We start from the raw sequence: 24134 nt of genomic DNA on the forward strand, positions 1-24134 counted from the left end.
GTCTGTCCGGGGTACGGCCGGCCTCTCGACGCGGCGGCCGCCGCAGCCGTGCTCCGCCAGGTGCGGGCAGGCCGACTCCGGTGTCCGGGGTGCCGGTCAGGGCACCTCGACGGTCGCCGCGTCCTCGTCCAGCGCGACCACGCGTCCGCCGCGGGCGCCGACGTCGCGCAGCCGGTCCAGCGCGCCCTTCTCGTCTAACCGGACACGGAGGCTGCGCGGCTCGCCCTCGGGGGCCGCCTCCAGCGACCGGCGGGCCTGGTGGCCGGCATCCACAGTGGACTTCAGCGAGCCGGTGGAGGCCAGCGAGCCGCGGGCGGCGCCCAGCCTGCCGAGCGCGTCGTCGACCGCGTCGAGCAGCGCGACCCGGTTGCCCTCGGTCATCGCCCGCACCAGGTCCGGCGCGCTGCCCGCGACCCTGGTCCCGTCGCGGAACGACCCGGCCGCCAGCGACAGCGCGAGCGGGCCGCCGTCGGCCCCCACCGCCGCGAGCACCGCGGCGAACACGTGCGGCAGGTGCGAGACGCGGGCGACCGCGGAGTCGTGCTCGGCCGCCGAGCACGGCACGACACGCGCCCCGCAGTCCACGGCGAGCGCGGCGGCCTCCCGCCAGGCCGGCGCCGTCGTGCTCTCCTCGATCGTCACCGCCCACGAGGCGCCGCCGAACAGCTCGGCCGACCCGGCAGGCCAGCCCGACTCGGCCAGGCCCGCCATCGGGTGGCCCCCGGCGTACTTCGCGCCCGGCAGCAGGCTGCGAACCTCGGCCTCGACCGGGTCCTTCACGCTCACCACGTCGGTCAGCCATGCCTCCGGCGCGTGCCAGGCGACCTGGCGCAGCACCTCGCGGACCGCCGTGAGCGGCGTGGCGACCACCACGAGCGCGTCCTCCGCGGCTGCCCTGCGCAGCGCGTCCTCCACACCGGCCTCGACGTCGAAGCCGTCCGCCCGCGCCGCGTCGGCGTCCGGCCGCGAGGCGGTCGCGCCCCACGCCGGGCGTCCGGCGGCGGAGGCGGCCCGCAGCACCGAGCCGCCGATCAGTCCGAGTCCGATGACGCATACCGCACGCATGGCGACCATCCTGCCGGAGCGGCCCCCGGCCGGCCCACGTACCCGGATGAGCGGGAATCCGAGCCCGGAAGGTTACGAGCGCGCAATAGTGCTTTCGGGTGGCGTTCGCACCCTCTACGGTGTCCTCATGACGGACCAGGAGCCGGTCGCGGGCTTCGCCGTTGCCGTGGTGCGTGAGGACGGCCGGTGGCGGTGCAGCGCGATGGACAGCTCGGTGCTGGCGGGGCTCGACACCGCGATCACGGAACTGCGCGGGTTGCGATCCACCGGCGCGGTGTTCGGCATGTGCAATGTGGACGACGAGTTCTTCGTCCTCATCCGGCCGGTGCCCGGCGGCGTCGACCTGCTGCTGTCCGACGCGGCGGCGGCGCTGGACTACGACATCGCCGCCGACGTCCTCGACCTGCTGCGCGTCGACCCGCCCGACGAGGACGACGACGAGGTGTGGCCGGAGGGCAACCTGGCCATCCTCTCCGACATCGGCCTGCCGGAGGGCGAGCTCCTGGTGATCATCGAGGAGGTCGACCTGTACCCGGACGAGCAGCTGGAGATGATCGCCCAGCGCTGCGGGTTCGGGGAGCAGTTCGCCGGCCTGATGGAGAAGCTGGACCAGTGACCGCGGCAGGTGCCCGCGACGCCGAGCTGGTGCGGGCCGCGCTGGAGGTCGCTCCCGGCGCTCTGTCCACTGGGGATGTTCCGATCGGCGCTGTCGTAGCGGGTCCTGACGGGCGGGTGCTCGCCCGCGACCACAACCGCCGCGAGGCCCTGCGCGACCCCACCGCTCACGCCGAGATCCTCGCGCTGCGGGCCGCCGCCGGGGTGTTCGGCGACGGGTGGCGGCTCGAGGGCTGCACGCTCGCGGTGACCGTCGAGCCCTGCACGATGTGCGCGGGAGCGCTGGTGCTCGCCCGGGTCGAACGGGTCGTCTTCGGGTGCTGGGAGCCGCGGACCGGCGCGGTGGGCTCGCTCTGGGACGTGGTCCGCGACCGGCGGCTCAACCACCGGCCGGAGGTCGTGGGCGGGGTGCTCCAGGCGGAGTGCTCGGCGCTGCTGGAGGACTTCTTCCACGGCCAGCGCTGATCATCGAGTGGCCTGGTGGCGGGCCTTGCGGGGACCGCGCATTCCACCGGTTCGGGTGGCCTGTCCCGGCCGTCATCCGCCGACCGGCCTGTGACGATGGATCCGCCCCGCCGGCGCGAGCGGGGCGGATCCATCGCACTTCGGGGGTTGGCGTGGAACCGACGGATGCTGTGCTGGCCGCGCGTGCGGCGGCGGGGGACGAGCAGGCGTTCGCGGTCTTCGTCCGTCGCCATTCGGACGGCGTGTTCGCGCTCGCGCTGCGCATGCTGGGCGACCGGGTCGAGGCCGAGGACGTCGTGCAGGACGTCTTCGTGACCGTCTGGCGGCGGGTCGGCGAGCTCGCCGACTTCGGTGCGGCCCGCGCGTGGCTGTTCCAGATCGCCCGCAGGCACTGCCTGATCGTCCTGCGCCGGAGGCGCATCCGGCGGACCTACCCGATGGGCTCGGTCCCGGAGCACCGGCCCGCGGTGGGGGCCGCGCGCGTGGTGGCGGACCCGCAGCGGGTGGCCGAGGCCGGCGCGGGGGTCTGCGCGCTCGGCCGCGCGCTGGCCGGACTGCCGACCCGGCAGCGCGACGTGTGGCTGCTCGCCGAGGTCGACGGGCTGTCCTACGTGGAGATCGGGCAGCGCGTCGGGGCGGGGGAGGAGGCGGTGCGCGGCCGGCTGTCGCGGGCCCGCGCCACCCTGGCCGACGCGATGCGGGCCTGGCGCTGATCAGGCGGGGCGGCCCCCCTGCCGAAGGCGCGGGGGCCTTCCGTTACAGTTGCTGGCGGTAGCGTGTCCGAGCGGCCTAAGGAGCACGCCTCGAAAGCGTGTGTGGTTAACAGCCACCGTGGGTTCGAATCCCACCGCTACCGCCGGTGAGAGCCGGTCATCGTCGTGAGGCGGTGACCGGCTCTTCTGCTTTCGCGGGGCATACGCGGGCGGCGCGCCCGGGTGGCTGACCAGTCCGTTTGCCGCGACCTGTCCCCTCGACCGAGGAGCGATGGCTCATCCGGGCGCTGGACTTGGGCCACATGGATGACCACTGCTGGTTACCTCTCGACGGTAGTTTCACGCTTCGGAGTGAAATTTCCACGAGCAGCGTCCGCTGCTGGACGAGGGGTTCGCGAAGTGGGCAGGAACTCGACGATCGCAGCCGGCGTGGTCTTCGCCTGCGGTGCGCTGTCGATCGCACCGGTGGCGACCGCCGACGCGGCGGACAGAATCCACGACATCCAGGGGACCGGCCGGCTGTCGCCACTGGCCGGCAAGCAGGTCGCCGGCATCCCGGGAGTCGTCACCGGTGTCCGCGCGTTCGGCTCGTCGCGCGGCTTCTGGTTCCAGGACCCCGAACCTGACGAGGACCCTCGCACCAGCGAGGGCCTGTTCGTGTTCACCGGCCAGCAGACCCCGCAGGTCGCGGTCGGCGACGCCGTGACGGTCTCCGGCGAGGTCGCCGAGTACTACCCGACCGCCGAGGGCGAGACGCCGCAGGACACCGCGAACCAGTCGGTCACCGAGCTCAAGAACGCGCAGTGGCAGGTCACCGGCAAGGGCGGGGTCCAGCCGGAGGCGCTGACCCCGGAGTCGGTGCCGCGGGCCTACGCCCCGCAGGGCGAGCTGGAGAAGCGGAGTCTCGACCCGGCCGGGTACGCGCTCGACTTCTACGAGTCGCGCGAGGGGATGAGCCTCGGCGTGTCCGACGCCCGCGTCGTCGGCCCGACCGACGCCTACAACTCGCTGTGGGTGACGTCCAGGCCGGAGCAGGGCGCCAACGAGCGCGGCGGCAGCACCTACACCTCCTACGACGACCCCAACGGCGGGCGCCTGAAGGTCGAGTCGCTGATCCCGTTCGCCGAGCGCCCGTTCCCGAAGGCCGACGTCGGCGACCGGCTCGCCGGCACGACCGCCGGTCCGCTCGACTACAACCGGTTCGGCGGCTACGTCCTGGAGGCCGCCGTCCTGGGCGAGCACCGGCCGGGCGGGCCCCAGCGCGAGACGACCCGCGACCAGGCCGATGACGAGCTCGCGGTGGCCACCTACAACGTCGAGAACCTCGCCGCGGACGACGACCAGGCCAAGTTCGACCGGCTGGCGCAGGGCATCGCGGGGAACCTGGCGTCCCCGGACGTCGTGGCGCTGGAAGAGGTCCAGGACAACACCGGAGCCGAAGACGACGGCGTGGTCGCCGCCGACCAGACGCTGCGCCGCTTCACCGACGCGATCGCCGCGGCGGGTGGCCCGCGCTACGAATGGCGGCAGATCGACCCGCGGAACGGCGCCGACGGCGGCGAGCCCGGCGGCAACATCAGGGTCGCGTTCCTGTTCGACCCGGCGCGGGTGTCGTTCAACGACCGTCCCGGCGGCGACGCGACGACGCCGGTGCGGCCGGTCGCCGACGGCGGCGAAGCCGCGCTCAGCGTCTCTCCCGGTCGCATCGACCCCGCGAACGCGGCGTGGGAGAACAGCCGCAAGCCGCTGGTGGGCGAGTTCACCTTCCGCGGGCAGCGGGTTTTCGTGGTCGCCAACCACTTCAACTCCAAGGGCGGCGACCAGCCGTTGCACGGCAGGTTCCAGCCGCCGGTTCGCGGCTCCGAGGAGCAGCGGGACGCGCAGGCGAAGGCGGTCCGGGCCTTCGCCGACCAGCTCCGCGCCGTCGACGACCAGGCGAGGATCGTGGTCGCGGGTGACCTCAACGACTTCGGGTTCTCGCCGGTGGTGCGCACGCTGACCGCCGACGGCGCTTTGGTCGACGCGGCCGAGGGGCTGCCGCCCGCCGAGCGCTACAGCTACGTCTACGAAGGCAACTCGCAGGCGCTGGACCACATCCTGACCAGCCCGGCGGCCGGTGCCGCCGACTACGACGTCGTGCACGTCAACGCCGAGTTCGCCGACCAGGCCAGCGATCACGACCCGCAGATCGTGCGCCTCAAGGGCTGAGGTCGTCGCGGTACCGGCCGAAGGCCGTGTCCGGCCGGTACCGCGACGGTCACTGCTGCGGACGGGAAGCCTCGGCGGAACCGGGGAAGGACAGGTCCTGGAAGAAGGAGTCGGACTCCTGCCGCCGCAGCGACCCGAGCTCCTCCAGGAACCGCTGGGTGTTCTCGGCGTTGGCGACCGGGTCGGCACCGAGACCGGCCTTCCACTGCCAGTGCGCGTCGGTCAGGGCGATCTCGGTGCGGCGCAGGAGTATCCACGACTGGTCCCAGCGGTAGAAGGCGCGCAGGCCCGCCGACACCGCGACCGTGACACCGGCGATCGAGATGACCAGGTCCTGCCCGGGGAACTGCTGGGTCGTCAGGATCGGCAGCCCCGCACCGACCGCGATCACCAGGATTCCGCTGAACCGGTAGAAGCGCCGGTGCCAGCGGGCGCGCGCGTCGTAGAAGGCGCGCAGCCGCTGGGCGTAGATGTCGGCCGCGTGCTCCAGGCCGTGTTCGGCGACGTCGGGAAGGTGGTGGCGGAACGGCGGGCGGAACTTCATGGCCTGTGCTCCTCGCGCTGCTCGTCCGGGGTGAAGCCCGCGTAGAAGTAGTTGTCGGCGACCTGCAGCGCGCGCCCGGCCTCGGCCTGGGAATGCGCGGTGAACGCGATCAGCGGGCGGGTTCGCGTCCGCCACCGGTCGGCGAACCAGCACGGCAGCGCGGCCAGCTCGTAGCTGACGAAGTCGGGGCGGGTGAGCACGTTCGGGAGCATCGACCGGCCGATCCACCGCAGCGCAGGCGCGGCCGACGGCAGGGAACCGGAAGCCTGGCCGACGGGGTGGTCGGCGGTGAGCCGCCGCAGCCGGAGCACCGCGCGCGGGTCGAACGACTGCAACGCCACCGCACCGCGGTATCCGCGAAGGCTCGCGGCCACCACCCGTTCCAGGTCGGTGCCGCCGCGCACGCCCCATCTGCGCACGTCGACCACGACCGGAACCCGGCCACCGGCGACTTCCAGCACGTCGTCGAGGGTGGGGACCGGTTCGCCGCCGGAACCCGTCCGCAGCCGCCGGATGCGCGCGTGCGTGCTCTCGGCGACGAGGACGTCCTCGCCCGTCACCCGGCGCAGGTTCGCGTCGTGCGCCACGACGGCGACGCCGTCGGCGGTGAGCTGCACGTCGAACTCGAACGGCGTGCCGCGCTCGACGGCGGCGCGGAACGCCGCCAGGGAGTTCTCCGGAATGCCCGCGCTCTCGTCGTAGCGGCCCCGGTGGGCGATGGGCCGGTCGTGCAGCCATCCCGCGTCGTTCATGGCGCTCCATCGCCGGGCGGTGGTCGCGAGGAGTTCCCGCGCCGCGCAGCGGAGATCATGCTAGCGATCTGCGTGCGAGCTGTTTCACATTTCGCCGACCTCTCCCGGCCGTACTGGATGGCGTGCCCCGGCGTCGTGCAACCGGGTGATCCCCGATGATCGGCGCCCTGCGGCCGTCATCGCAGCTCACAGGCCATATCTCCTGGTCAGGAACCGCTCTGCTAGGCTTCCGCACGGAGGATTGGCCGAGCGGCCTAAGGCGCACGATTGGAAATCGTGTTGGGTTAACAGCCCTCACGGGTTCGAATCCCGTATCCTCCGCCAGCCCAGAGCCCCGGAGCGCGGAACCGCGCCCGGGGCTCTGTCGCGTTCAGGGCGGGTCCGCGGTCCGCGACGCTCTCGCATCGACGGGCGGCTGACGGCGTTTCGGCTGCTGCGGCACAGGTTCCCGGCTGGTGGAGCGCTTCGCCGGGGCCGGCAGGCGGGGCCTTCGTGAAGCCGCGGGGACGCCGGGTTACACTTAACGCGGACCTCGTGCGGCGTCCATCCTGTGAACTCCCCCAGGGCCGGAAGGCAGCAAGGGTAAGCGGGCTCTGGCGGGTGCACGGGGTCCCCTTACTTTTCTGGGCCGGACCGCCGGGCTCGTCCCTCGTCGGTGCTGTCGGAACCACCGCGTAGGGTCTCGACCGTGGCGCTCGCCCTTTACCGCAAGTACCGGCCGGCGACCTTCGCTGAGGTCGTCGGGCAGGAACACGTCACCGAACCGCTGCGGACGGCGCTGTCGTCCGGGCGCATCAACCACGCATACCTGTTCTCCGGCCCGCGCGGCTGTGGCAAGACCTCCAGCGCACGCATCCTCGCCCGCTCGCTGAACTGCGCGCAGGGCCCGACCGCCGACCCGTGCGGCGAGTGCGACTCGTGCGTGGCGCTCGCGCCGGAGGGCGGCGGCAGCGTCGACGTCGTCGAGCTGGACGCGGCCAGCCACGGCGGTGTGGACGACACCCGCGAGCTGCGCGACCGCGCGTTCTTCGCGCCGGCCCAGTCGCGGTACCGGATCTTCATCATCGACGAGGCCCACATGGTCACCACGCAGGGCTTCAACGCCCTGCTGAAGATCGTCGAGGAACCGCCGGAGCACCTGATCTTCGTCTTCGCCACGACGGAGCCGGACAAGGTGCTCACCACCATCAAGTCCCGGACGCACCACTACCCGTTCCGGCTGATGCCGCCGGGTGTCATGCGCGAGCTGCTGGAGCGGATCTGCGGCCAGGAGAGCGTGCGCGTCGAGCCCGCGGTGTACCCGCTGGTGCTGCGCGCGGGCGGCGGCTCGGCGCGCGACACCCTCAGCGTCCTGGACCAGCTGCTGGCCGGCGCGGGCGACGAGGGCGTCACCTACGAGCGCGCGGTCGCGCTGCTCGGGGTCACCGACGTCGCGCTGATCGACGACATGGTCGACGCGATGGCCGCCGCCGACGGCGCGGCGGTCTACGGCACCGTCGACCGGCTGGTGGAGGCCGGGCACGACCCGCGCCGCTTCGCCTCGGACCTGCTCGACCGGTTGCGCGATCTCGTGCTGCTGAACGCGGTGCCCGACGCCGACCAGCGCGGGCTCATCCAGGCGTCGGGCGACGAGCTGACCAAGATGCAGCAGCAGGCCGAGCAGCTCGGCGCGGCGACCCTGTCGCGCTTCGCCGAGATCGTGCACACCGGCCTGGCCGACATGCGGGGTGCCACCGCGCCCCGGTTGCTGCTCGAACTGCTCTGCGCCCGGATGATGCTGCCGACGGTGTCGGACTCCGAGGTGGCGCTGCTGCAACGGCTCGAGCGGGTCGAACGCCGGATGACGATAGCGCCGGAGGGCGGCGCGGCCGAGGCGCCCGCCGGCCAGCCCGCGGAGCAGGACGAGGGGGGCCGCCCGCGACGGGTCTTCCAACGGCCGCACGAGCGCGCGGCGCAAGCCGGGCCGGAGCAGTCCGCCCAGAGCGGCCAGGCGGCCCAAGCCGGCCAGGGGTCTCAGGCGGGCCAGGACTCCCCGGCCGGCCAGGGTGGGCAGCCTTCCCAGGCCGACCGGCAGGCGGGTTCGGGCGCGCAGCCAGGGGTTCCGGGCGGGCAGCCCGGCCCATCGGCCGCGGCCGGGCGGCAGGCCCCCGCCGGGCAACCGACGCCGGAGGCGTCGGCCCGGCCCGTCGGCGCGGAGGCGCCGGCTCCGGCAGAGCGAGGAACCAGCGGTCGTCGGGCACCGCGATGGCCTTGCCGTTGCGGACCGCGGAGAGGCTGCGCCACTGCTCGGAGGCCACCAGCTCGTTCAGGCGCTGCTGGGCGGAGTCGCCGTACGCGCCGGAGCAGCAGGCGGCGCAGGCCGGGGCGAGCGCGGGAGCGCACGCGGGGCGGGACACCGCCGACGTCCGGAGGCTGTGGACCGAGGTGCTGCGGGCGGTCGCCGAGCGCAACCGGCCGACGCAGGCGCTGCTGCTCAACGCCACCGTGCAGGACATCCAGAACGGCACGCTGGTGCTGTCGATGCCGACTTCGGGCCTGGTCAAGCAGTTCGCGCAGCAGCGCAGGCTGGACTTCGTCAAGGACGCGCTGCGCGCGGTCCTCGGCGGTGAGTGGGAGATCCGCTGCGTCGAGGCCGGGGCGGCGCCGCCGGCCCCGCCGAGCCGGCCCGCCCAGCCGCCCCGCCAGGCCCCGCAGCGCCAGGCCGAGGAGCGCCAGGCCGAGGAGGCCCCGCAGCGCAAGCCGTCCGCGGACTGGTCGGCGAACAAGCCCAACCCCCAGCAGGGGCAGAGCAAGCCGGAGAACCCGCAGGCGCAGCGCAACGCGCCGCAGGGCAGGCAGGGTGGCAACGGGCGCCGGGCGCAGGCCGACGACATCCCGCCACCGCCGGAGCCGCCGGACGAGGAGCCCCCGCCGGAGGACTACGTCCCGCCGTCGCGCCCCGCCCGCCAGGCCCCTCCGCCTCCTCCGCCGGTCGACGAGGAGGAGGACGAGGAGGCCATGATGGCCGACTCGACCCCGGCCGACGAGGCGATGGCCTCGCGGCCCGATCCGGAGGAAGCCGCCGTCGAGCTGTTCGCCAGCGAGCTGGGCGCCCGCCGCATCGACGACTGAGCCACGGCGAATCGGCGGGTTGAACGGCAGGCGTCTGGACGGCTGACGGCTGGAGCGCGACGACGGCCGAGCGGTCGGCGGCGCGATGGCCGTGGCCGCTGGGACGGACTCCACTACGCGGGCTGGAGCGCCGGGTAGTCGATGTAGCCCTCCATGCCTGACGTGTCGACCTGTGCGTGGAGCGCGACCGCCTGACGGCACTGATCGACGACCTCGTGGAGTCCCGCAGCGGCCTGGACGAGCTGATGGCCCCGGACGCGAGCCGACGCGGCAACCGCCTGACGGCGGTCGCGGCCGGCTACCGGCGGAGGTGGCGCAGCAGGAAGTCGAGCGCCCGCGGGTAGGCGTCGAGGCGGTTGACCCGTTTGGCCAGGCCGTGGCCCTCGTCGGCGTAGACCAGCAGCTCGCATTCGATGCCCTTGGCCCGCACGGCCTCCGCGAGCTGCTCGGCCTCCGACAGCGGGACCCGCGGGTCGTTGGCGCCGTGCAGCACGAACAGCGGCGCGGAGATCGCGTCCGCGCGGGTGAGGGGCGATGCCTCCCGCAGGAAGTCGGCGTCGTCGCGCAGCGATCCGTACTCGCGCTCGCGGTGCGCCCGCCGGTAGGCGGCGGTGTTCTCCAGGAACGTCAGCAGCGACGAGATCCCGACGATGTCCACGCCCGCCGCCCACCGCGACGGCTGGAACGCCAGCCCCGCCAGCACCATGTACCCGCCGTAGGAGCCGCCCCACAGCGCCGCCCGGGACGGGTCGAGCCCGAGCGAGGGCAGCCAGTCGTGCAGGGCCGCGAGGTCGTCCACAGCGGACAGCCGCCTGCGCACGTCGTCGGCGGAGTACCAGCGCTTGCCGTAGCCGGTGGAGCCGCGCACGTTGGGCACCAGCACCGTGTGGCCCTGGCCGACCAGTGCTTGCACGATCGGGTTGAACGCCTGCACGGACTGGGCTTCCGGCCCGCCGTGGACGACCAGGACCGACGATCCCGCGACGTCCGGCGGCGGGTTCTCCGGCGCGTAGACGAAGCAGGGCACCTGCTCCCCGTCGGGCGTCGGCACCCGGTGCGCGGTCGGCGGAACCGGACGCGCGGAACCGAGCTGCGCGCCCGAGTCGGTCAGGGCGCGGACCTCGCCATCGGAGTCCAGTAGCAGCGCGTCGCCGGGGGTCGCGGTGGAGCTGAACGACAGCGCCGCGAAGCGGGAGTTCGGCGACCAGACCGGCGCGGGCAGCGGGTAGGTGCACCAGCCGTCGTCGGGTAACCGGACGTCCCGGCGCAGGGCGCCGGTCGTGGCGTCGTGCAGCGCGAGCCGGGCGGCGCCCTCGACGTTGGCCTGCACCAGCAGCGTCGAGCCGTCCGGAGCGAGCCAGCCGGTGAGGTCGTGCTCGTCGGAGGTCACCAGCCAGCGCCGTTCGCCGGTCCGCGGGTCGATGCGGGCCACGCCGGTCCGGTCGCGGTCGAGGTTGGTGGTGACGACGAGCGCGGAGGCGTCGGGCAGCCAGCGGACTCCGGTGTGCCGGGCGTGCGCGCCCGCGTCGGTGAGCTCGGTGACCTCCTCGTCGGCGGTCACCGGCATGGTGTCGACGAGGATGATCTGTTCCGACAGCGGCTTCTCGGCGGGCACGGTCACCGCGAGGTAGCGGCCGTCCGGGGAGGACGCCGCCTCCAGCACCATCCCGCCCCGGTCGTAGACCACCTCCTCCACGCCGGAGGTGGCGTTGCGGACCACGACGTCGAAGTCCACGCCGTTTCGGCGGTTGGTCGCGTAGACGACCCGGCCGGGCAGCACGTCGAGCAGCCGGTGCACGTAGCGGGAGTCGTGGACCAGCGGCCGCAGGTCGCGCATGGTCGCGGGCCCGGTCCGGGGCGCGTCCAGGGTGAGCAGGGAGAGCTGGCTGCGCTCGTTGCCGTCGGTGTCGTGCTGCACGACCACCGCGCGCTCGCCCGGCAGGTAGCGGCCGCTGACCGCCCCGGGCAGCGCGGTGAGGGCGCTGACCTCGCCGCCTGCGATCTCGGCGAGCTGCACCGAGCCCGACTCGTCGGATCCGGCCAGCACGCGGCCGCCGTCGTCGACGTCGAAGGACCGCCGGCTCGTGCACTCCAGCAACCGCAGGATGTCCAGCCTCATGCCGCCACCATTTCACGGTGGCCGCGGCGGTCCCAGCGGCCGTGCGGGGCCTTCCACGCCCCGCTCCCGGTCGGCGCGGACACGTCTAGGCTGGGTGGGGTACACAGCGGCGATGAGGAGGACCAGCGGTGCAACCAGGTGGCCAGCCGAACATGCAGCAGATCATGGAACAGGCGCAGAAGATGCAGCAGCAGCTGATGACCGCGCAGCAGGAGCTCGCCGAGGCCGAGGTCAGCGGCAGCGCGGGCGGTGGCCTGGTGACCGCGGTGGTCAGCGGTTCCGGTGAGCTCAAGTCGGTCGCGATCGACCCGAAGGCGGTCGACCCCGACGACACCGACACCCTGTCCGACCTGGTGGTGGCAGCGGTGCGCGACGCCAACCGGGCCGCCCAGGAACTGCAGCAGGAGAAGATGGGCCCGGTGACCGGCGCGCTCGGCGGCGGGCAGGGGCTGGGCGGGCTCGGCCTGCCGGGACTGTGAGCGGCACGTGTACGAGGGTCCCGTCCAGGACTTGATCGACGAGCTCGGCAGGCTGCCGGGCATCGGTCCCAAGAGCGCGCAGCGGATCGCCTTCCACCTCCTCGCGGCCGAGCCCGCGGACGTCACCCGGCTGCAGGAGGTCCTGCAGAAGGTGAAGGAGGGCGTGGTCTTCTGCGACATCTGCGGCAACGTCTCCGAGGAGCCGACGTGCCGCATCTGCCGGGACGCCCGGCGCGACCCGGCGGTGGTCTGCGTCGTGGAGGAGCCCAAGGACGTGCTGGCGGTGGAGCGGACCAGGGAGTTCCGCGGCCGCTACCACGTGCTCGGCGGCGCGCTCGACCCGCTCTCCGGGGTGGGACCCGACCAGCTCCGGGTGCGCGAGCTGCTGACCAGGATCGGCCGTGACGAGATCACGGAGGTGATCATCGCGACCGACCCCAACACCGAGGGCGAGGCCACGGCCACCTACCTGGTCCGCATGCTCCGCGACTTCCCGGGCCTCAACGTCACCCGCCTTGCCTCCGGCCTCCCCATGGGCGGCGACCTGGAGTTCGCCGACGAACTGACGCTCGGCCGGGCCCTGTCCGGGCGTCGGGCCATTTGAGGCGCCAGATGGTGCCTCAAATGGCGCTCCGCGCCATTCGGCCGAAGGCCGAATGCGGAATTCCGGTGGCGAATGGCGTGGTGGGGCGGCGGTCGCTGGAGCGATCGCACCCGCCGGTGGCGAAAGCGTGATGAGGACGGCCCGTTCCAAGACGGCTGAATGGCCGGTGACGGGCCGTCCTTTTGGAGTGTTCTGGCCTGATGCATCAGCCCGCACATCCTGACTCTGAAAAGAGCTTGCGGCCTTCGGCCGGACGGCGCGGGGCGCCATCGGAAGCTCCAGATGGAGCTTCCGACACCGCCGCCCGGATACGTGCCGCCGCGCCGCGTCTCGGCGCGGTGCGGGTGGTTGCCGTCGACGGCCCCTCCGGCTCCGGCAAGTCGGTGTTCGCCCGCGGCCTGGTGGCCGCGCTGCGCGCGGACGGCCTTCGCACCGCGTTGGTGCCGACCGACGACTTCGCCACCTGGGACGAGCCGGTCGGGTGGTGGCCGCGCCTGGCCGAGGGCGTCCTCGAGCCGTTGAGGCGCGGCGAGCCCGGTCGCTACCGGCGCACCGAGTGGCCCGGCGGGAACCCGGTCCTCGGTGCGTGGGTCGATGTCGAGGTGCCCGACGTGCTGGTGATCGAGGGGGTTTCGTCCGCCCGGCGGGCGGTGGCCGACCGGCTGTCGCTCGCCGTCTGGGTCGAGGTCGGCGATCCCGCGGTGCGATTGGAGCGCGCGGTCGCTCGCGACGGCGAGTGGAGTCGTCCGCACCTGCTCCGTTGGCAGGAGTTCGAGCGCCGCTGGTTCGCCGAGGACGGTGCGAAGCACCGCGCCGACATCCGCCGTTAACGATCTTCGCCGTTGTCCCGCCAACGCCGCTGAGCGCCGAAAACGTTGACAACACTGGGAAAAACGGCGATCTGCTTAGGTCACCCTAAGTAGCTGGATCGTAACCTCAAGACCTCCCGGTGCGCGAAATGCCAGGTTAGTCTCACGTCACTCTGAGACCTGAGACACACCGAGGTGCTTTGATGAGTAAAGCTCCGTCGACGCCGCACCGGACATTGCGGCGGCGCGTCGCGACCGCGGGGATCGCCTGCACCATGGCGGTCACGCTCGCGGCCTGCGCCACTTCGCAGCGAGGCGAGAACGCCGGCGGCGAGGGCGGCACCCTGACCTTCGGTGCTGCGGGCGCCCCGGACCTGTTCGACCCCTTCTACGCATCCGACGGCGAGACCTTCCGCGTCACCCGGCAGATCATGGAGGGCCTGGTCGGCTTCAAGCCGGGCACCGCCGAGGTCGAACCGGAGCTCGCCAAGAGCTGGGAGTCCACACCGGACGGCAAGACGTGGACGTTCAAGCTCAATGAGGGCGTGAAGTTCCACGACGGCACCGACTTCAACGCCGAGGCCGTCTGCAAGAACTTCGAGCGCTGGTACCACCAGACCGGCGCGGGCCAGAACCAGGCGCTCTCCTACTACTGGATCGAGAACTTCGGTGGGTTCGCCGACGGCCAGACGCCGTCGCTGTACTCCTCCTGCGAGTCGCCGGACCCGGCGACCGCGGTGGTCCACCTGACCCGCGCGACGTCGAAGTTCCCCGACCTGCTCGGTCTTCCGTCGTTCAGCATGCAGTCGCCGGCCGCGATGGAGCAGTACCAGGCCAACAACGTCCAGGCGCAGGGGGACAGCTTCTCCTACCCCGAGTACGCCAAGGCGCATCCGACCGGCACCGGGCCGTTCAAGTTCAACGGCTACGACCAGGGCAACCAGACCATCAAGCTGGCCCGCAACGACCAGTACTGGGGCGAGAAGGCCAAGATCGGCGAGCTGATCTTCCGGATCATCCCCGACGAGACCTCGCGCAAGCAGGAGCTGGAAGCAGGCAGCATCGACGGCTACGACTTCCCCAACGCAGCCGACCTGCAGGCACTGCGCGACGCCGGGCACAACGTGCTGGTGCGCGACCCGTTCAACGTCATGTACCTGGGCTTCACCCAGAAGAACAACCCGGCGCTGAACGACCTGCGGGTGCGCCAGGCCATCGCCTACGCGCTGGACCGCGACAACCTGGTCAAGGCCAACATGCCCGAGGGCGCCGAGGTCGCCACCCAGTTCTACCCGGACACCGTCGAGGGCTACGCCCCGGACGTGCAGAAGTACCCGCACGACCCGGAGAAGGCCAAGCAGCTTCTTGCGGAGGCCGGACAGCAGAACCTGACGGTCAACTTCTACTGGCCGACCGAGGTCACCCGGCCCTACATGCCGGACCCCCAGGGCATCTACAACGCGCTGGCCGAGGACCTGCGCGCCGTGGGCATCACGGTGAACCCGGTCAGCAAGCCGTGGAACGGCGGCTACATCGACGACGTCGACAACGCCCGCGCCGACATCTTCATGCTCGGCTGGACCGGTGACTACAACACGCCGGACAACTACATCGGCACGTTCTTCGGCACGCCCACGAACCGCTTCTACACCGCGGGCGCACCGTGGGGCGCGCAGCTCGCCGCCGAGCTGCGCGCCGCCGACGGCGAGCCCGACGAGGGCAAGCGGCAGGCGATGTACCAGCAGATCAACCGCAAGCTGCTGGCCGAGTACCTGCCCGCGGTCCCGTTGTCGCACTCGCCGCCCGCGCTCGTGCTCAACGAGCGGGTGAAGGGCCTGGTCCCCTCGCCGCTGACGGACGAAGAGTTCGCGACGGTGAGCCTCTCCGAGTGACGTGACGGCGTTGCGCCGATCCGGCCACGGTCGTGGCGCTGCCGGTTGTGACCGGCAGCGCCATCGGCCTGGACGGGGGCGCAGCGCCCACGTCGCGCACGGACCGACTTTGGGGGACTGAAGTGCTCCGCTATACGGTTCGACGGCTGGCGCAGCTCGTGCTGGTCGTCGCTGTGCTGTCCGTCCTGCTGTTCGCCTGGCTGCGGGCGCTGCCCGGCGGCCCGGTGTCGGCGCTGCTGGGCGACCGGGCAACGCCCGAGTCCCGCGCGCGGCTCGAGGCGCAGCTCGGCCTGGACCAGCCCATCTTCGTGCAGTACTGGAAGTTCCTGGAGCGCGCCGTCACCGGCGACTTCGGGACCTCCACCGGCGTCCAGCGCGGTGCGCCCGCGCTGGAGGTGTTCCTGGTGCGCTTCCCGGCGACGCTGGAGCTGTCGATCCTGGCGCTGCTGCTGGCGGTCGCGGTCGGCATCCCGCTGGGCTACCTGGCGGCCCGCCGCCGGGGGAGCTGGCTGGACAACCTGAGCATCACGTGGTCGCTGGTGGGCGTCGCGGTTCCGGTGTTCTTCCTGGCGTTCCTGCTCAAGTTCGTCTTCGCCGTCGAGCTCGGCCTCCTGCCCGCCTCGGGCCGCCAGGACACCGGTATGGACGCGACGCGGGTGACCGGCTTCTACATCCTCGACGGGTTGCTCACCCGGGAGTGGGACGCGGCGTGGAACGCCTTCGTGCACCTGATCCTGCCCGCGATCGCGCTGTCGACCATCCCGTTCGCGGTGATCTTCCGGATCACCCGGGCCGCGGTGCTCGACGTGATGGACGACGACTACGTGCGCACCGCGCGGGCGAAGGGCCTGAGCGCGATGGTGATCAGGACCAGGCACATCCTGCACAACGCGATGCTGCCGGTGGTCACCACGATCGGCCTGCAGACCGGCGCGCTGCTGGCGGGCGCGGTGCTGACCGAGCGGGTGTTCAACATCCCCGGCATCGGGCAGGCGGTCGCGGTCGGCTTCCAGCGCAAGGACTTCCCCGTGCTGCAGGTCGTGATCCTGTCCGCGGCGATGGTGTACGTGCTGGTCAACCTGATCGTCGACCTCTCGTACGCGATGATCGACCCGCGGCTGCGGACGCGGTGAGGGGGCGGACGTGGTGCTGAACACGCGCAGGGCGCGAATCGACGAGCTCGCCGAGAGCACGGCCGACTCCGGGGTGAGCCTCGCCGCGTCGGCTTGGCGGCGGCTGCGGCGCAGCCCGGTCTTCCTGGTCGGTGCGGCGATCATCGGCATCTTCGTGGTGCTGGCCATCACCGCGCCGTGGCTGGCGCCGCACGACCCCGCGCTGCGGATCCTGGAGCACCAGGTTTCCCGCGCGACGAACACGATCCCGCCGCCGCAGGACGGGTTCCCGCTCGGCGGCGACCAGTACGGCCGCGACCTGTTCTCCCGGCTGCTGCTCGGTTCGCAGCAGACGCTGCTGGTCGCGGTGCTGGCCACGGTGATCGGCCTCGGCGGCGGCCTGGTCCTGGGAGTCACGGCGGGCGCGTTCGGCGGCTGGATCGACTCGGTGGTCATGCGGGTCGTCGACGTGATGCTGTCGGTGCCGTCGCTGCTGCTGGCCGTCTCGATCGGGGCGCTGTTCGCCAGCCAGACGCAGTTCACCGTGATCCTGGCGGTGGCCATCGTGCAGGTGCCGATCTTCGGACGGCTGCTGCGCGGCACGATGCTCGCGCAGCGCGCGAGCGACCACGTGCTGGCCGCGCGGGCGCTGGGCGTGCGGGAGACCGCGATCGTGTTCCGGCACATGCTGCCCAACGCGCTGGGCCCGGTCGTCGTGCAGGCCACGCTGGTGCTGGCGGTCGCGATCATCGACGCCGCCGCGCTGTCGTTCCTCGGCCTCGGTGCCGCCGACGACTCGATCCCGGAGTGGGGCCAGATGCTCGGCGGCGCGCAGACCGTCATCGACTCGCACCCGCAGCTCGCGTTCTGGCCCGCCGGCTGCATCATCCTGGTCGCGCTGGGCTTCACCCTGGTCGGTGAGTCGCTGCGGGACGCGCTGGACCCGAAGAGACGACGCTGAGGACCTCGAGGACGAACATGGCGCTGCTGGAAGTCCGCGACCTCTCGGTGGTCTTCGCCCGCAGGGGCGAGCCGCCGGTGACCGCCGTGGACGGGATCTCCTTCGACGTCGAACCCGGGCGCACCGTCGGCCTGGTCGGCGAGTCCGGGTGCGGCAAGTCGGTCACCTCGCTCGCGATCATGGGACTGCTGCCGCCGATCGGCGCCGAGGTCTCGGGCTCGATCACCTTCGACGGCACCGAGCTGCTCGGCCTGTCCCGCCAGGAGCTGGACAAGCGGCGCGGCCGGGACCTGAGCATGGTGTTCCAGGACCCGCTGACCTCGCTGAACCCGGTGGTCTCCATCGGCGTGCAGGTGGCCGAGGTCATCGAGCGGCACCGCGGTCTGCCCCGCAAGAAGGCCATGCCGGAGGCCGAGGAGCTGCTGGCCAAGGTCGGCATCCCGGATCCGCGCCGGAGGCTGCGGGAGTACCCGCACCAGCTCTCCGGCGGCATGCGGCAGCGGGCGCTGATCGCTATGGCGCTGGCGTGCCGGCCGCGGCTGCTGATCGCCGACGAGCCGACCACCGCGCTGGACGTCACCATCCAGGCGCAGATCCTGAACCTGCTGACCAAGCTGGTGGCCGAGACCGACACCGCGCTGATCATGATCACCCACGACCTGGGGGTGGTCGCCGGGCTCTGCGACGAGGTGAACGTGCTCTACGCGGGCCGGGTCGTGGAGCGGGCGGCCCGCCACGAGCTGTTCGCCCGGCCCCGCCACCCGTACACGGCGGGCCTGCTGTCGTCGATCCCCCGGCTCGACGCGACCCGGGGGCAGCAGCTCACCCCGATCAAGGGCTCGATCAGCGACAACATCCCGTGGGACGCGGGTTGCGCGTTCTGCCCCCGCTGCCCGAACGCCCTGGACGTCTGCCAGCAGCAGACCCCGGAGGTCAGCGTGGACGTCGGGGCGCGGTTGCTGCGCTGCCACAACCCGGTGCGGGACACGTCTTCGATGGAGGTGTCGTGAGCAACGCTTGTTCTACTGCTCGCGGGACCGACCGGGTGCGGGTGTCCCGCAAGACGCAGGAGGTGTCGTGAGGGGCTTTTCCGCGAGCAGGGCGACCACGACGACCCCGGGGGAGAGGGCATGACCGAGCAGCTCCTGGTGGAGGTCGACGACCTCGCCGTGCACTTCCCGATCAAGCGCGGGGTGGTGCTCGACCGCACGGTCGGCTACGTCTACGCCGTCGACGGGGTGTCGCTGCGCGTCCGCAAGGGCGAGACCTACGGCCTGGTCGGCGAGTCGGGCTGCGGCAAGTCGACGCTCGGGCGCGCGTTGCTGCGCCTGGAGAAGCCGACCGGCGGCCGGGTGGTCTTCGACGGCACCGACCTGTCGGCGATGAAGGGCGAACCACTGCGCCGGATGCGGCGTCGCATGCAGATGGTGTTCCAGGACCCGCTGGCCTCGCTCGACCCGCGGCAGTCGGTGGAGTCGCTGCTGGTCGAGGGGATGCGCGCGCACGGGCTGGACAAGGGCCGGGAGTCCACCGCCAAGCGCCTGCGCGAGCTGCTCAGCGCGGTGGGGCTGCCGTCGACGTCGCTGCGCAAGTACCCGCACGAGTTCTCCGGCGGGCAGCGCCAGCGCATCGGCATCGCCCGCGCGCTGACCGTCGGACCCGACCTGCTGGTCGCCGACGAGCCGGTGTCCGCGCTCGACGTCTCGGTGCAGGCGCAGGTGCTCAACCTGCTGGAGGACCTGCAGGACGAGTTCGGCCTGACCTACCTGGTGATCGCGCACGACCTCGCCGTCGTCCGCCACATCGCGGACCGGATCGGGGTGATGTACCTGGGCGGGATCGTGGAGGAGTCGGAGTCCGACGACCTCTACACCGAGCCCCTGCACCCCTACACGCGTGCGCTGCTGTCGGCGGTCCCGGTGCCGGACCCGGTGGTGGAGGACCAGCGGGAGCAGATCCTGCTCTCCGGCGACCTGCCCTCGCCTGCCGCGCCGCCGCCGGGGTGCCGCTTCCACACCCGCTGCCCGTGGAAGCAGGAGACGCGCTGCGACACCGAGCGTCCGATGCTGCGCGAGATCTCGCCGGGGCACCGGGTGGCCTGCCACTACGCCGAGGAGATCCGCAGCGGCGCGATCGCCAAGCACGACGTGGCGGCCGAGGCCGTAGCCCCGGACGACTTCGGCGGCATCGCCGTCGGCTCCACCTCGCCGGCCTCCACCACCGAGGCGCTGGGCTGAGGAGTGCTTTCCTGAGTGGCGTTGTTCAGGTGGTCACCGACCGCGCCGCGCCGCGAACCCGGTGCGTCTGCGCTCAGGGGTTTGCGGCGGTCCGGCTCGATCGACACGATGGGATCATGGGTTTCAAGCTGCGCAAGAGCTTCCGGATCGGCCCGCTGGTGTTTCACGTCACCCAGCGCGGCCTGTCGTCGTGGGGTCTGAAGGTGGGCCGCTGGTCCTGGAACGCCAAGACCCGCAAGCACACCTTCGACACGCCGGGACCGGGCTACTGGCAGTCGAAGTAGCGGCGAGCGGGCGGCTTCGCGCGCCGCCCGCGCATCGCTCACCTCGCCGGGGTGAGCACCGGTCCCGGTTCCGGGAGCTCGACGGGCCTGCCGCGCCGGATGCTGCCGAGCAGCACCCCGCCCACCACGACGGCACCCGCGACCAGCTCGAACGGGTCGGGCCGCTCGTTCAGCACCAGCCAGGCCGACGTGAACCCGACGACCGGCACCAGCAGGGTGAACGGCGCGACGGAGCTGGCCGGGTTGCGGCCCATGAGCGCCGTCCACACCCCCGAGCCGATCACCGTCGCGAAGACGATGATGTAGGCCAGCCCGCACAGCGCGTAGAGGCCGGCCTGCGTGGTGAACGACGTCCCGACCGCCTGCCAGCCCACCACCGGGCCCTCGACGAACGCCGACAGCGCGAACATCGGCAGCGGCGGCACGATCGACATCCACAGCGCCAGGTGCAGCGGGTTCTCCGGGTTCGCCTTGCGGTTGCACAGGTTGCCGAAAGCCCAGCTCAGCGCGCCGAGCAGGGTCAGCACGACCGGCAGCAGCGCGGCGTCCTGCGCCCGGTTCCAGCCGATCGCGACCATGCCGAGCACCGCGATCGCGATTCCCAGCCCCTGCAACCAGTTCAGCCGTTCGCGCAGCAGCAGCGCGCCGAGGATCACGGTGAACGGTGCCGAAGCCTGCAGCACCAGCGACGCCAGCCCGGTCGGCATCCCGACCTTCATCGCGACGAACAGGAACGCGAACTGCAGGGTCCCGAAGCCGAGGCCGTATCCGACCAGCCACCGCCACCGCACCTTCGGCCGCGGCACGAACAGGACCGTGGGCACGGCGATCAGCGCGAAGCGCAGGCCGCCGAAGAACAGCGGCGGGAAGTGCTGAAGGCCGAAGTCGATAGCGATGAAGTTGACGCCCCACAGCAGGACGACGAACAGGGCCAACAACCGGTCTCTGGCAGTCACGCACTCGATGGTGAGTGCCGCTCACTATGAAGCACAAGCGATATAATTTGCAGTATCCCTGTAGTATTCCTTCATGGACGTTCGGAGGCTGAGACTGCTGCGCGAACTCGCCGACCGGGGCACCGTCACCGCGGTCGCGAAGGCGCTGGCCTACACGCCGTCGGCGGTGTCGCAGCAGCTCCGCGCGTTGCAGGCCGAGGTCGGCGTCACCCTCACCGAACCGGCCGGGCGGGGTCTGCGGCTCACCGACGCGGGCCGGGCGCTGGCGGTCCGGGCCGACGAGGTGCTCGCGGTGCTCGACCGCGCCGAGGCCGAGCTGAACACCTACCGCTCCACGCCGCGCGGGACCGTGCGCGTGGCCCTGTTCCCCTCCGGCGCGCTGCTGTTGCTGCCCGGACTGCTGCGGCGGATGTCGGCGATCCGCGAGGTCTCGCTGGAGTGCCGCGACGTCGACATGACCCCGCCGGAGGTGCAGGCGCTGGTCGCGGACTTCGACATCGTGGTGGCCCACCGGGACGACCAGGCGCCGCCGTTCGACAGCGAGCGGATGGAGATCACGCCGCTGCTGCGCGAGCCCCTCGACGTCGCCCTCCCGCGCGGCCACCCCCTGGCGAACCGGGAACGGGTCGAGCTGACGGAGCTGGCCGGCGAGCCCTGGGTGAGCGTGGACATCGGGTTCCCGGTCGACGACGTCCTGCGCTCGCTGGCGGTGCGCACCGGCACGCGCCCCGAGGTCGTGCAGCGCATCAACGACTTCCGCGTCATCGAGGCGCTGGTCGCCGACGGGTTCGGCGTGGCGCTGCTGCCGAGGTACACGGTGGACGATCCGCGCCTGGTGCTGCGCCCGCTCGCGGGCGTGCGCGCGGGCCGCAACGTCGAGGCGGTCTCCCGGCGGGGCGCGTCGGAACGGCCCGCCGTCCGGGCCGTCTTCGACGCCCTGCTGGCCGAAGCGGCGAGCGTGACGGGGTAGTCGGGCGCTACGCGGTCGACGGGTCGGGCGGGTCCGATCCGGTGACCGACCGGCCGCGCGGCAGGGTGAGGGTGAAGACGGCGCCGCCGTCGTTGTGCACGGCTATCCGCCCACCGTGCACGAGGGCGTTCTGCTGGGCGATGGCCATGCCCAGGCCGCTGCCCTCGGTGGCGCTGCGCGCCCGGTCGCCCCGCACGAAGCGGTCGAACAGGATCCGCGTCAGCTCCTCCGGCACGCCCGGACCCGAGTCGGCGACGCGCAGGACGACCTGCCCGGGATCGGTGCCGTCGATCGCCACCGCGATCGGCTCCGCACCGTGGTGCACGGCGTTGGCCAGCAGGTTGCAGACGATCGTGTGCAGCCTGCGCGGGTCACCGACGAGTGTGGCGTCCGCCGTGGCGTCCAGCCGCACGTCGGCGTCGCACGTGACCAGTTCGATCGCCTCGCGCGCCAGCTCCCGCAGGTCGACGGCCTCCGGGCGCAGCTCGGCGGCACCGGAGTCGAAGCGGGAGATCTCCAGCAGGTCGTCCACCAGCCGTGCCAGCCGGCGGGCCTGCGTGGTGACCAGCGCGACCGCCCGGGAACGGGACTCCGGGTCCGGGTGCTCCAGGCTGTCGGCCGCCGCGACCAGCGAGGCGGTCGGGGTGCGCAGGTCGTGGGCGACGTCGGCGACGAACCGCTGCTGCTGGCGATCCTTGACCCGCAGCTCCTCGATCGAGTCGCCGAGCCGCTGCGCCATCGTGTTGAACGAGCTGGTGAGCTCGGCGATCTCGTCCCTGCCCCGCACCGGGAGCCGGGTGTCGAAGGCGCCTTCGCCGATCCGGTGCGCGGCGGCGGCGACCTTGCGGACCGGCCGCTGCACGCTCGCCGCCGCCAGCAGCGCCAGCACCACGCCGAGCGCCGAAACCCCGAGCGCCACCACAGCGAGCGCGTTGCGCAGCTGCGACAGCTCGTTGTGCAGCGGCTGCATGTCGTAGAACTCCACGAGCACCAGATCGGGACCGACCCGCGAAGCGAAGGCGAGCAGCTGCCCACCGCCCTCCACCGGCACCGTCTCGGTGGTCGTGCCCCCGGTGCGGGCGCGCGCCACCAGGCCGGCGGTGCGGTTCACCCACGACGTGGTGGTGGCGACGAACGCCGGTTCGGGGAAACCCTCGAACCGCAACGACGAAGCGTGCATGTGCGCTGGCCTGAGCTGCGGACCGTAGTAGTAGTCGGGGCCTTCCAGCAGCCACACCGGTCCCGGCTCCGGCCCGTCGGCGGTGGGCATGAAGTCGACGACCGACCAGTGCAGGCCCTTGCGGCCGATCATGTAGTCGGCGACCGTCCCGATCCGGTCCTTCGGCTCGGCGGCCGTGCGGTACCTGGCCTGCGCCTGGCTGACGTCCGACAGGAACCCGGCGCTCGCGGCCGCGTTGAACCGGTCGGTCGTGCCCGTGGCCTGGAGCCGGTAGGCGGCGGACGCCATCGCGACCGTCGCCGTGGTGGTGACCACCATGACGGCGACGACGATCCGCATCCGCAGCCCGAGGCGCGGACGCCTCACGGCCGCTCCCACCGGTAGCCGAGACCTCGCACGGTGCGCAGCAGGACAGGATGCGCGGGGTCTTCCTCGATCTTCGCGCGGAGCCTGGCCACCGCGGCGTCGACCATGCGGGAGTCACCGACGTAGCCGTAGTCCCACACCTGTTTGAGCAGCACCTGCCTGCTGAGCACCTGCCCGGGGTGGTCGGCGAACTCCAGCAGCAGGCGCAGCTCGGTGGCGGTGAGCTGGAGCTCGTCGCCGTTGCGGGTGACGGTCATCGCCAACGGGTCGATCTCCAGCGGGCCGAAGCGCATACCGGGCCTGGAACCTGCGGAGGAGGGCGCCGACCGCCGCAGCACGGCTTTCATCCTGGCGTCGAGGACGCGCGGCTCGGTGGGCTTGACCACGTAGTCGTCGGCACCGTGCTCCAGGCCGACGACCACGTCGACCGGGTCGCCGCGGGCGGTCAGCAGGATCAGCGGCACCGTGCTCGCCGCGCGGATGCGGCGGCAGACCTCGAAACCGTCGATCCCGGGCAGCATGACGTCGAGCAGGACGACGTCGGTCGCCGCGTCGTCGGACATCAGCCCCAGCGCCTGCTCGCCGGACGCCGCGACCCGCACGTCGTGGCCGAGGCCGCCCAGCGCCAGTGCCAGGGCCTCGGCCAGCGCGTTGTCGTCCTCCACCAGCAAAACCCTCGACATGGGGTCGGA

At 72.4% G+C, this 24134-nt stretch carries 22 protein-coding genes, 2 tRNA genes and 1 other RNA gene; 18 read left to right on the forward strand and 7 right to left on the reverse strand.

The window, feature by feature from the left end:
- Window positions 1-96 precede the first annotated feature (96 nt).
- The gene (locus HUO13_RS01290) at window positions 97-1065 is read right to left on the reverse strand and encodes a prephenate dehydrogenase (protein ID WP_211899691.1); all 969 of its coding nucleotides are present in this window, start codon (window positions 1063-1065) and stop codon (window positions 97-99) included.
- A gap of 127 nt (window positions 1066-1192) precedes the next feature.
- On the opposite strand from HUO13_RS01290, the gene HUO13_RS01295 reads away from it, so the two are divergent.
- The 5 genes from HUO13_RS01295 (at window position 1193) to HUO13_RS01315 (ending at window position 5066) form a co-directional block, all read left to right on the forward strand.
- A complete protein-coding gene (locus tag HUO13_RS01295; protein ID WP_211899692.1) occupies window positions 1193-1681 on the forward strand; it encodes a tRNA adenosine deaminase-associated protein in 489 nt (162 codons plus the stop codon).
- The gene (locus HUO13_RS01300; RefSeq protein ID WP_211899693.1) at window positions 1678-2145 is read left to right on the forward strand and encodes a nucleoside deaminase; all 468 of its coding nucleotides are present in this window, start codon (window positions 1678-1680) and stop codon (window positions 2143-2145) included. Before HUO13_RS01295 ends, HUO13_RS01300 begins: the two co-directional genes overlap by 4 nt.
- A gap of 152 nt (window positions 2146-2297) precedes the next feature.
- Entirely contained in the window at window positions 2298-2858 is a 561-nt protein-coding gene (locus HUO13_RS01305; protein ID WP_249124379.1) for an RNA polymerase sigma factor, read from the forward strand.
- A gap of 57 nt (window positions 2859-2915) precedes the next feature.
- Window positions 2916-3001, forward strand: a tRNA-Ser gene (locus HUO13_RS01310).
- Between the two features lie 256 nt (window positions 3002-3257).
- Window positions 3258-5066, forward strand: a complete 1809-nt coding sequence (locus tag HUO13_RS01315; RefSeq protein ID WP_211899694.1) for an endonuclease/exonuclease/phosphatase family protein — start codon at window positions 3258-3260, stop codon at window positions 5064-5066.
- A 49-nt stretch (window positions 5067-5115) separates the two neighbouring features.
- Here HUO13_RS01315 and HUO13_RS01320 read toward each other — a convergent pair whose 3' ends face one another.
- The gene (locus HUO13_RS01320) at window positions 5116-5610 is read right to left on the reverse strand and encodes a DUF4231 domain-containing protein (protein ID WP_211899695.1); all 495 of its coding nucleotides are present in this window, start codon (window positions 5608-5610) and stop codon (window positions 5116-5118) included.
- Window positions 5607-6362: a glycerophosphodiester phosphodiesterase gene (locus tag HUO13_RS01325; protein ID WP_211899696.1), complete on the reverse strand. Its 756-nt coding sequence runs from the start codon at window positions 6360-6362 to the stop codon at window positions 5607-5609. The genes HUO13_RS01320 and HUO13_RS01325 overlap by 4 nt, the downstream gene beginning before the upstream one ends.
- 235 nt (window positions 6363-6597) lie before the next feature.
- Here HUO13_RS01325 and HUO13_RS01330 point away from each other — a divergent pair.
- The 3 genes from HUO13_RS01330 (at window position 6598) to HUO13_RS01340 (ending at window position 9363) form a co-directional block, all read left to right on the forward strand.
- Window positions 6598-6686: transfer RNA gene (locus HUO13_RS01330), tRNA-Ser, on the forward strand.
- A 200-nt stretch (window positions 6687-6886) separates the two neighbouring features.
- Window positions 6887-6981: signal recognition particle sRNA small type (gene ffs / locus HUO13_RS01335), an RNA gene on the forward strand.
- Between the two features lie 69 nt (window positions 6982-7050).
- Window positions 7051-9363, forward strand: a complete 2313-nt coding sequence (locus HUO13_RS01340; protein WP_249124380.1) for a DNA polymerase III subunit gamma and tau — start codon at window positions 7051-7053, stop codon at window positions 9361-9363.
- A gap of 408 nt (window positions 9364-9771) precedes the next feature.
- Here the strand turns inward: HUO13_RS01340 and HUO13_RS01345 are convergent, their stop codons facing one another.
- A complete protein-coding gene (locus HUO13_RS01345) occupies window positions 9772-11592 on the reverse strand; it encodes a S9 family peptidase (RefSeq protein WP_211899697.1) in 1821 nt (606 codons plus the stop codon).
- A 152-nt stretch (window positions 11593-11744) separates the two neighbouring features.
- On the opposite strand from HUO13_RS01345, the gene HUO13_RS01350 reads away from it, so the two are divergent.
- From HUO13_RS01350 to HUO13_RS01390, 9 genes are all read left to right on the forward strand, one after another.
- Entirely contained in the window at window positions 11745-12071 is a 327-nt protein-coding gene (locus tag HUO13_RS01350) for a YbaB/EbfC family nucleoid-associated protein (protein ID WP_009947001.1), read from the forward strand.
- Between the two features lie 7 nt (window positions 12072-12078).
- Window positions 12079-12675, forward strand: a complete 597-nt coding sequence (gene recR / locus HUO13_RS01355; RefSeq protein WP_211899698.1) for a recombination mediator RecR — start codon at window positions 12079-12081, stop codon at window positions 12673-12675.
- 338 nt (window positions 12676-13013) lie between these two features.
- Entirely contained in the window at window positions 13014-13505 is a 492-nt protein-coding gene (locus HUO13_RS01360; RefSeq protein ID WP_211899699.1) for a uridine kinase family protein, read from the forward strand.
- A gap of 182 nt (window positions 13506-13687) precedes the next feature.
- Entirely contained in the window at window positions 13688-15376 is a 1689-nt protein-coding gene (locus HUO13_RS01365; RefSeq protein ID WP_249124381.1) for an ABC transporter substrate-binding protein, read from the forward strand.
- A gap of 122 nt (window positions 15377-15498) precedes the next feature.
- Complete coding sequence (locus HUO13_RS01370) at window positions 15499-16509, forward strand: ABC transporter permease (protein WP_211899700.1); 1011 nt, start codon at window positions 15499-15501, stop codon at window positions 16507-16509.
- A gap of 10 nt (window positions 16510-16519) precedes the next feature.
- Window positions 16520-17449, forward strand: coding sequence for an ABC transporter permease (locus tag HUO13_RS01375; RefSeq protein ID WP_432757816.1), 930 nt, complete (start codon window positions 16520-16522; stop codon window positions 17447-17449).
- A gap of 17 nt (window positions 17450-17466) precedes the next feature.
- Window positions 17467-18459, forward strand: coding sequence for an ABC transporter ATP-binding protein (locus HUO13_RS01380; RefSeq protein ID WP_211899701.1), 993 nt, complete (start codon window positions 17467-17469; stop codon window positions 18457-18459).
- A 120-nt stretch (window positions 18460-18579) separates the two neighbouring features.
- Complete coding sequence (locus tag HUO13_RS01385) at window positions 18580-19686, forward strand: ABC transporter ATP-binding protein (protein ID WP_211899702.1); 1107 nt, start codon at window positions 18580-18582, stop codon at window positions 19684-19686.
- Between the two features lie 116 nt (window positions 19687-19802).
- Window positions 19803-19970, forward strand: coding sequence for a DUF4236 domain-containing protein (locus HUO13_RS01390; protein WP_211899703.1), 168 nt, complete (start codon window positions 19803-19805; stop codon window positions 19968-19970).
- Window positions 19971-20008: 38 nt separating this feature from the next.
- Here the strand turns inward: HUO13_RS01390 and HUO13_RS01395 are convergent, their stop codons facing one another.
- Window positions 20009-20926 carry an EamA family transporter gene (locus HUO13_RS01395; RefSeq protein ID WP_211899704.1) on the reverse strand — a complete coding sequence of 306 codons (918 nt, stop codon included), beginning with the start codon at window positions 20924-20926 and terminating at the stop codon, window positions 20009-20011.
- A 73-nt stretch (window positions 20927-20999) separates the two neighbouring features.
- Here HUO13_RS01395 and HUO13_RS01400 point away from each other — a divergent pair, with 73 nt between their 5' ends.
- Window positions 21000-21896: a LysR family transcriptional regulator gene (locus HUO13_RS01400; protein WP_211899705.1), complete on the forward strand. Its 897-nt coding sequence runs from the start codon at window positions 21000-21002 to the stop codon at window positions 21894-21896.
- A gap of 7 nt (window positions 21897-21903) precedes the next feature.
- Here the strand turns inward: HUO13_RS01400 and HUO13_RS01405 are convergent, their stop codons facing one another.
- The gene (locus HUO13_RS01405; RefSeq protein ID WP_349253357.1) at window positions 21904-23442 is read right to left on the reverse strand and encodes a sensor histidine kinase; all 1539 of its coding nucleotides are present in this window, start codon (window positions 23440-23442) and stop codon (window positions 21904-21906) included.
- Complete coding sequence (locus HUO13_RS01410) at window positions 23439-24125, reverse strand: response regulator transcription factor (RefSeq protein ID WP_211899706.1); 687 nt, start codon at window positions 24123-24125, stop codon at window positions 23439-23441. The genes HUO13_RS01405 and HUO13_RS01410 overlap by 4 nt, the downstream gene beginning before the upstream one ends.
- Between the last annotated feature and the right edge of the window lie 9 nt (window positions 24126-24134).

This window comes from Saccharopolyspora erythraea, assembly GCF_018141105.1.
Lineage (GTDB): Bacteria > Actinomycetota > Actinomycetes > Mycobacteriales > Pseudonocardiaceae > Saccharopolyspora_D > Saccharopolyspora_D erythraea_A.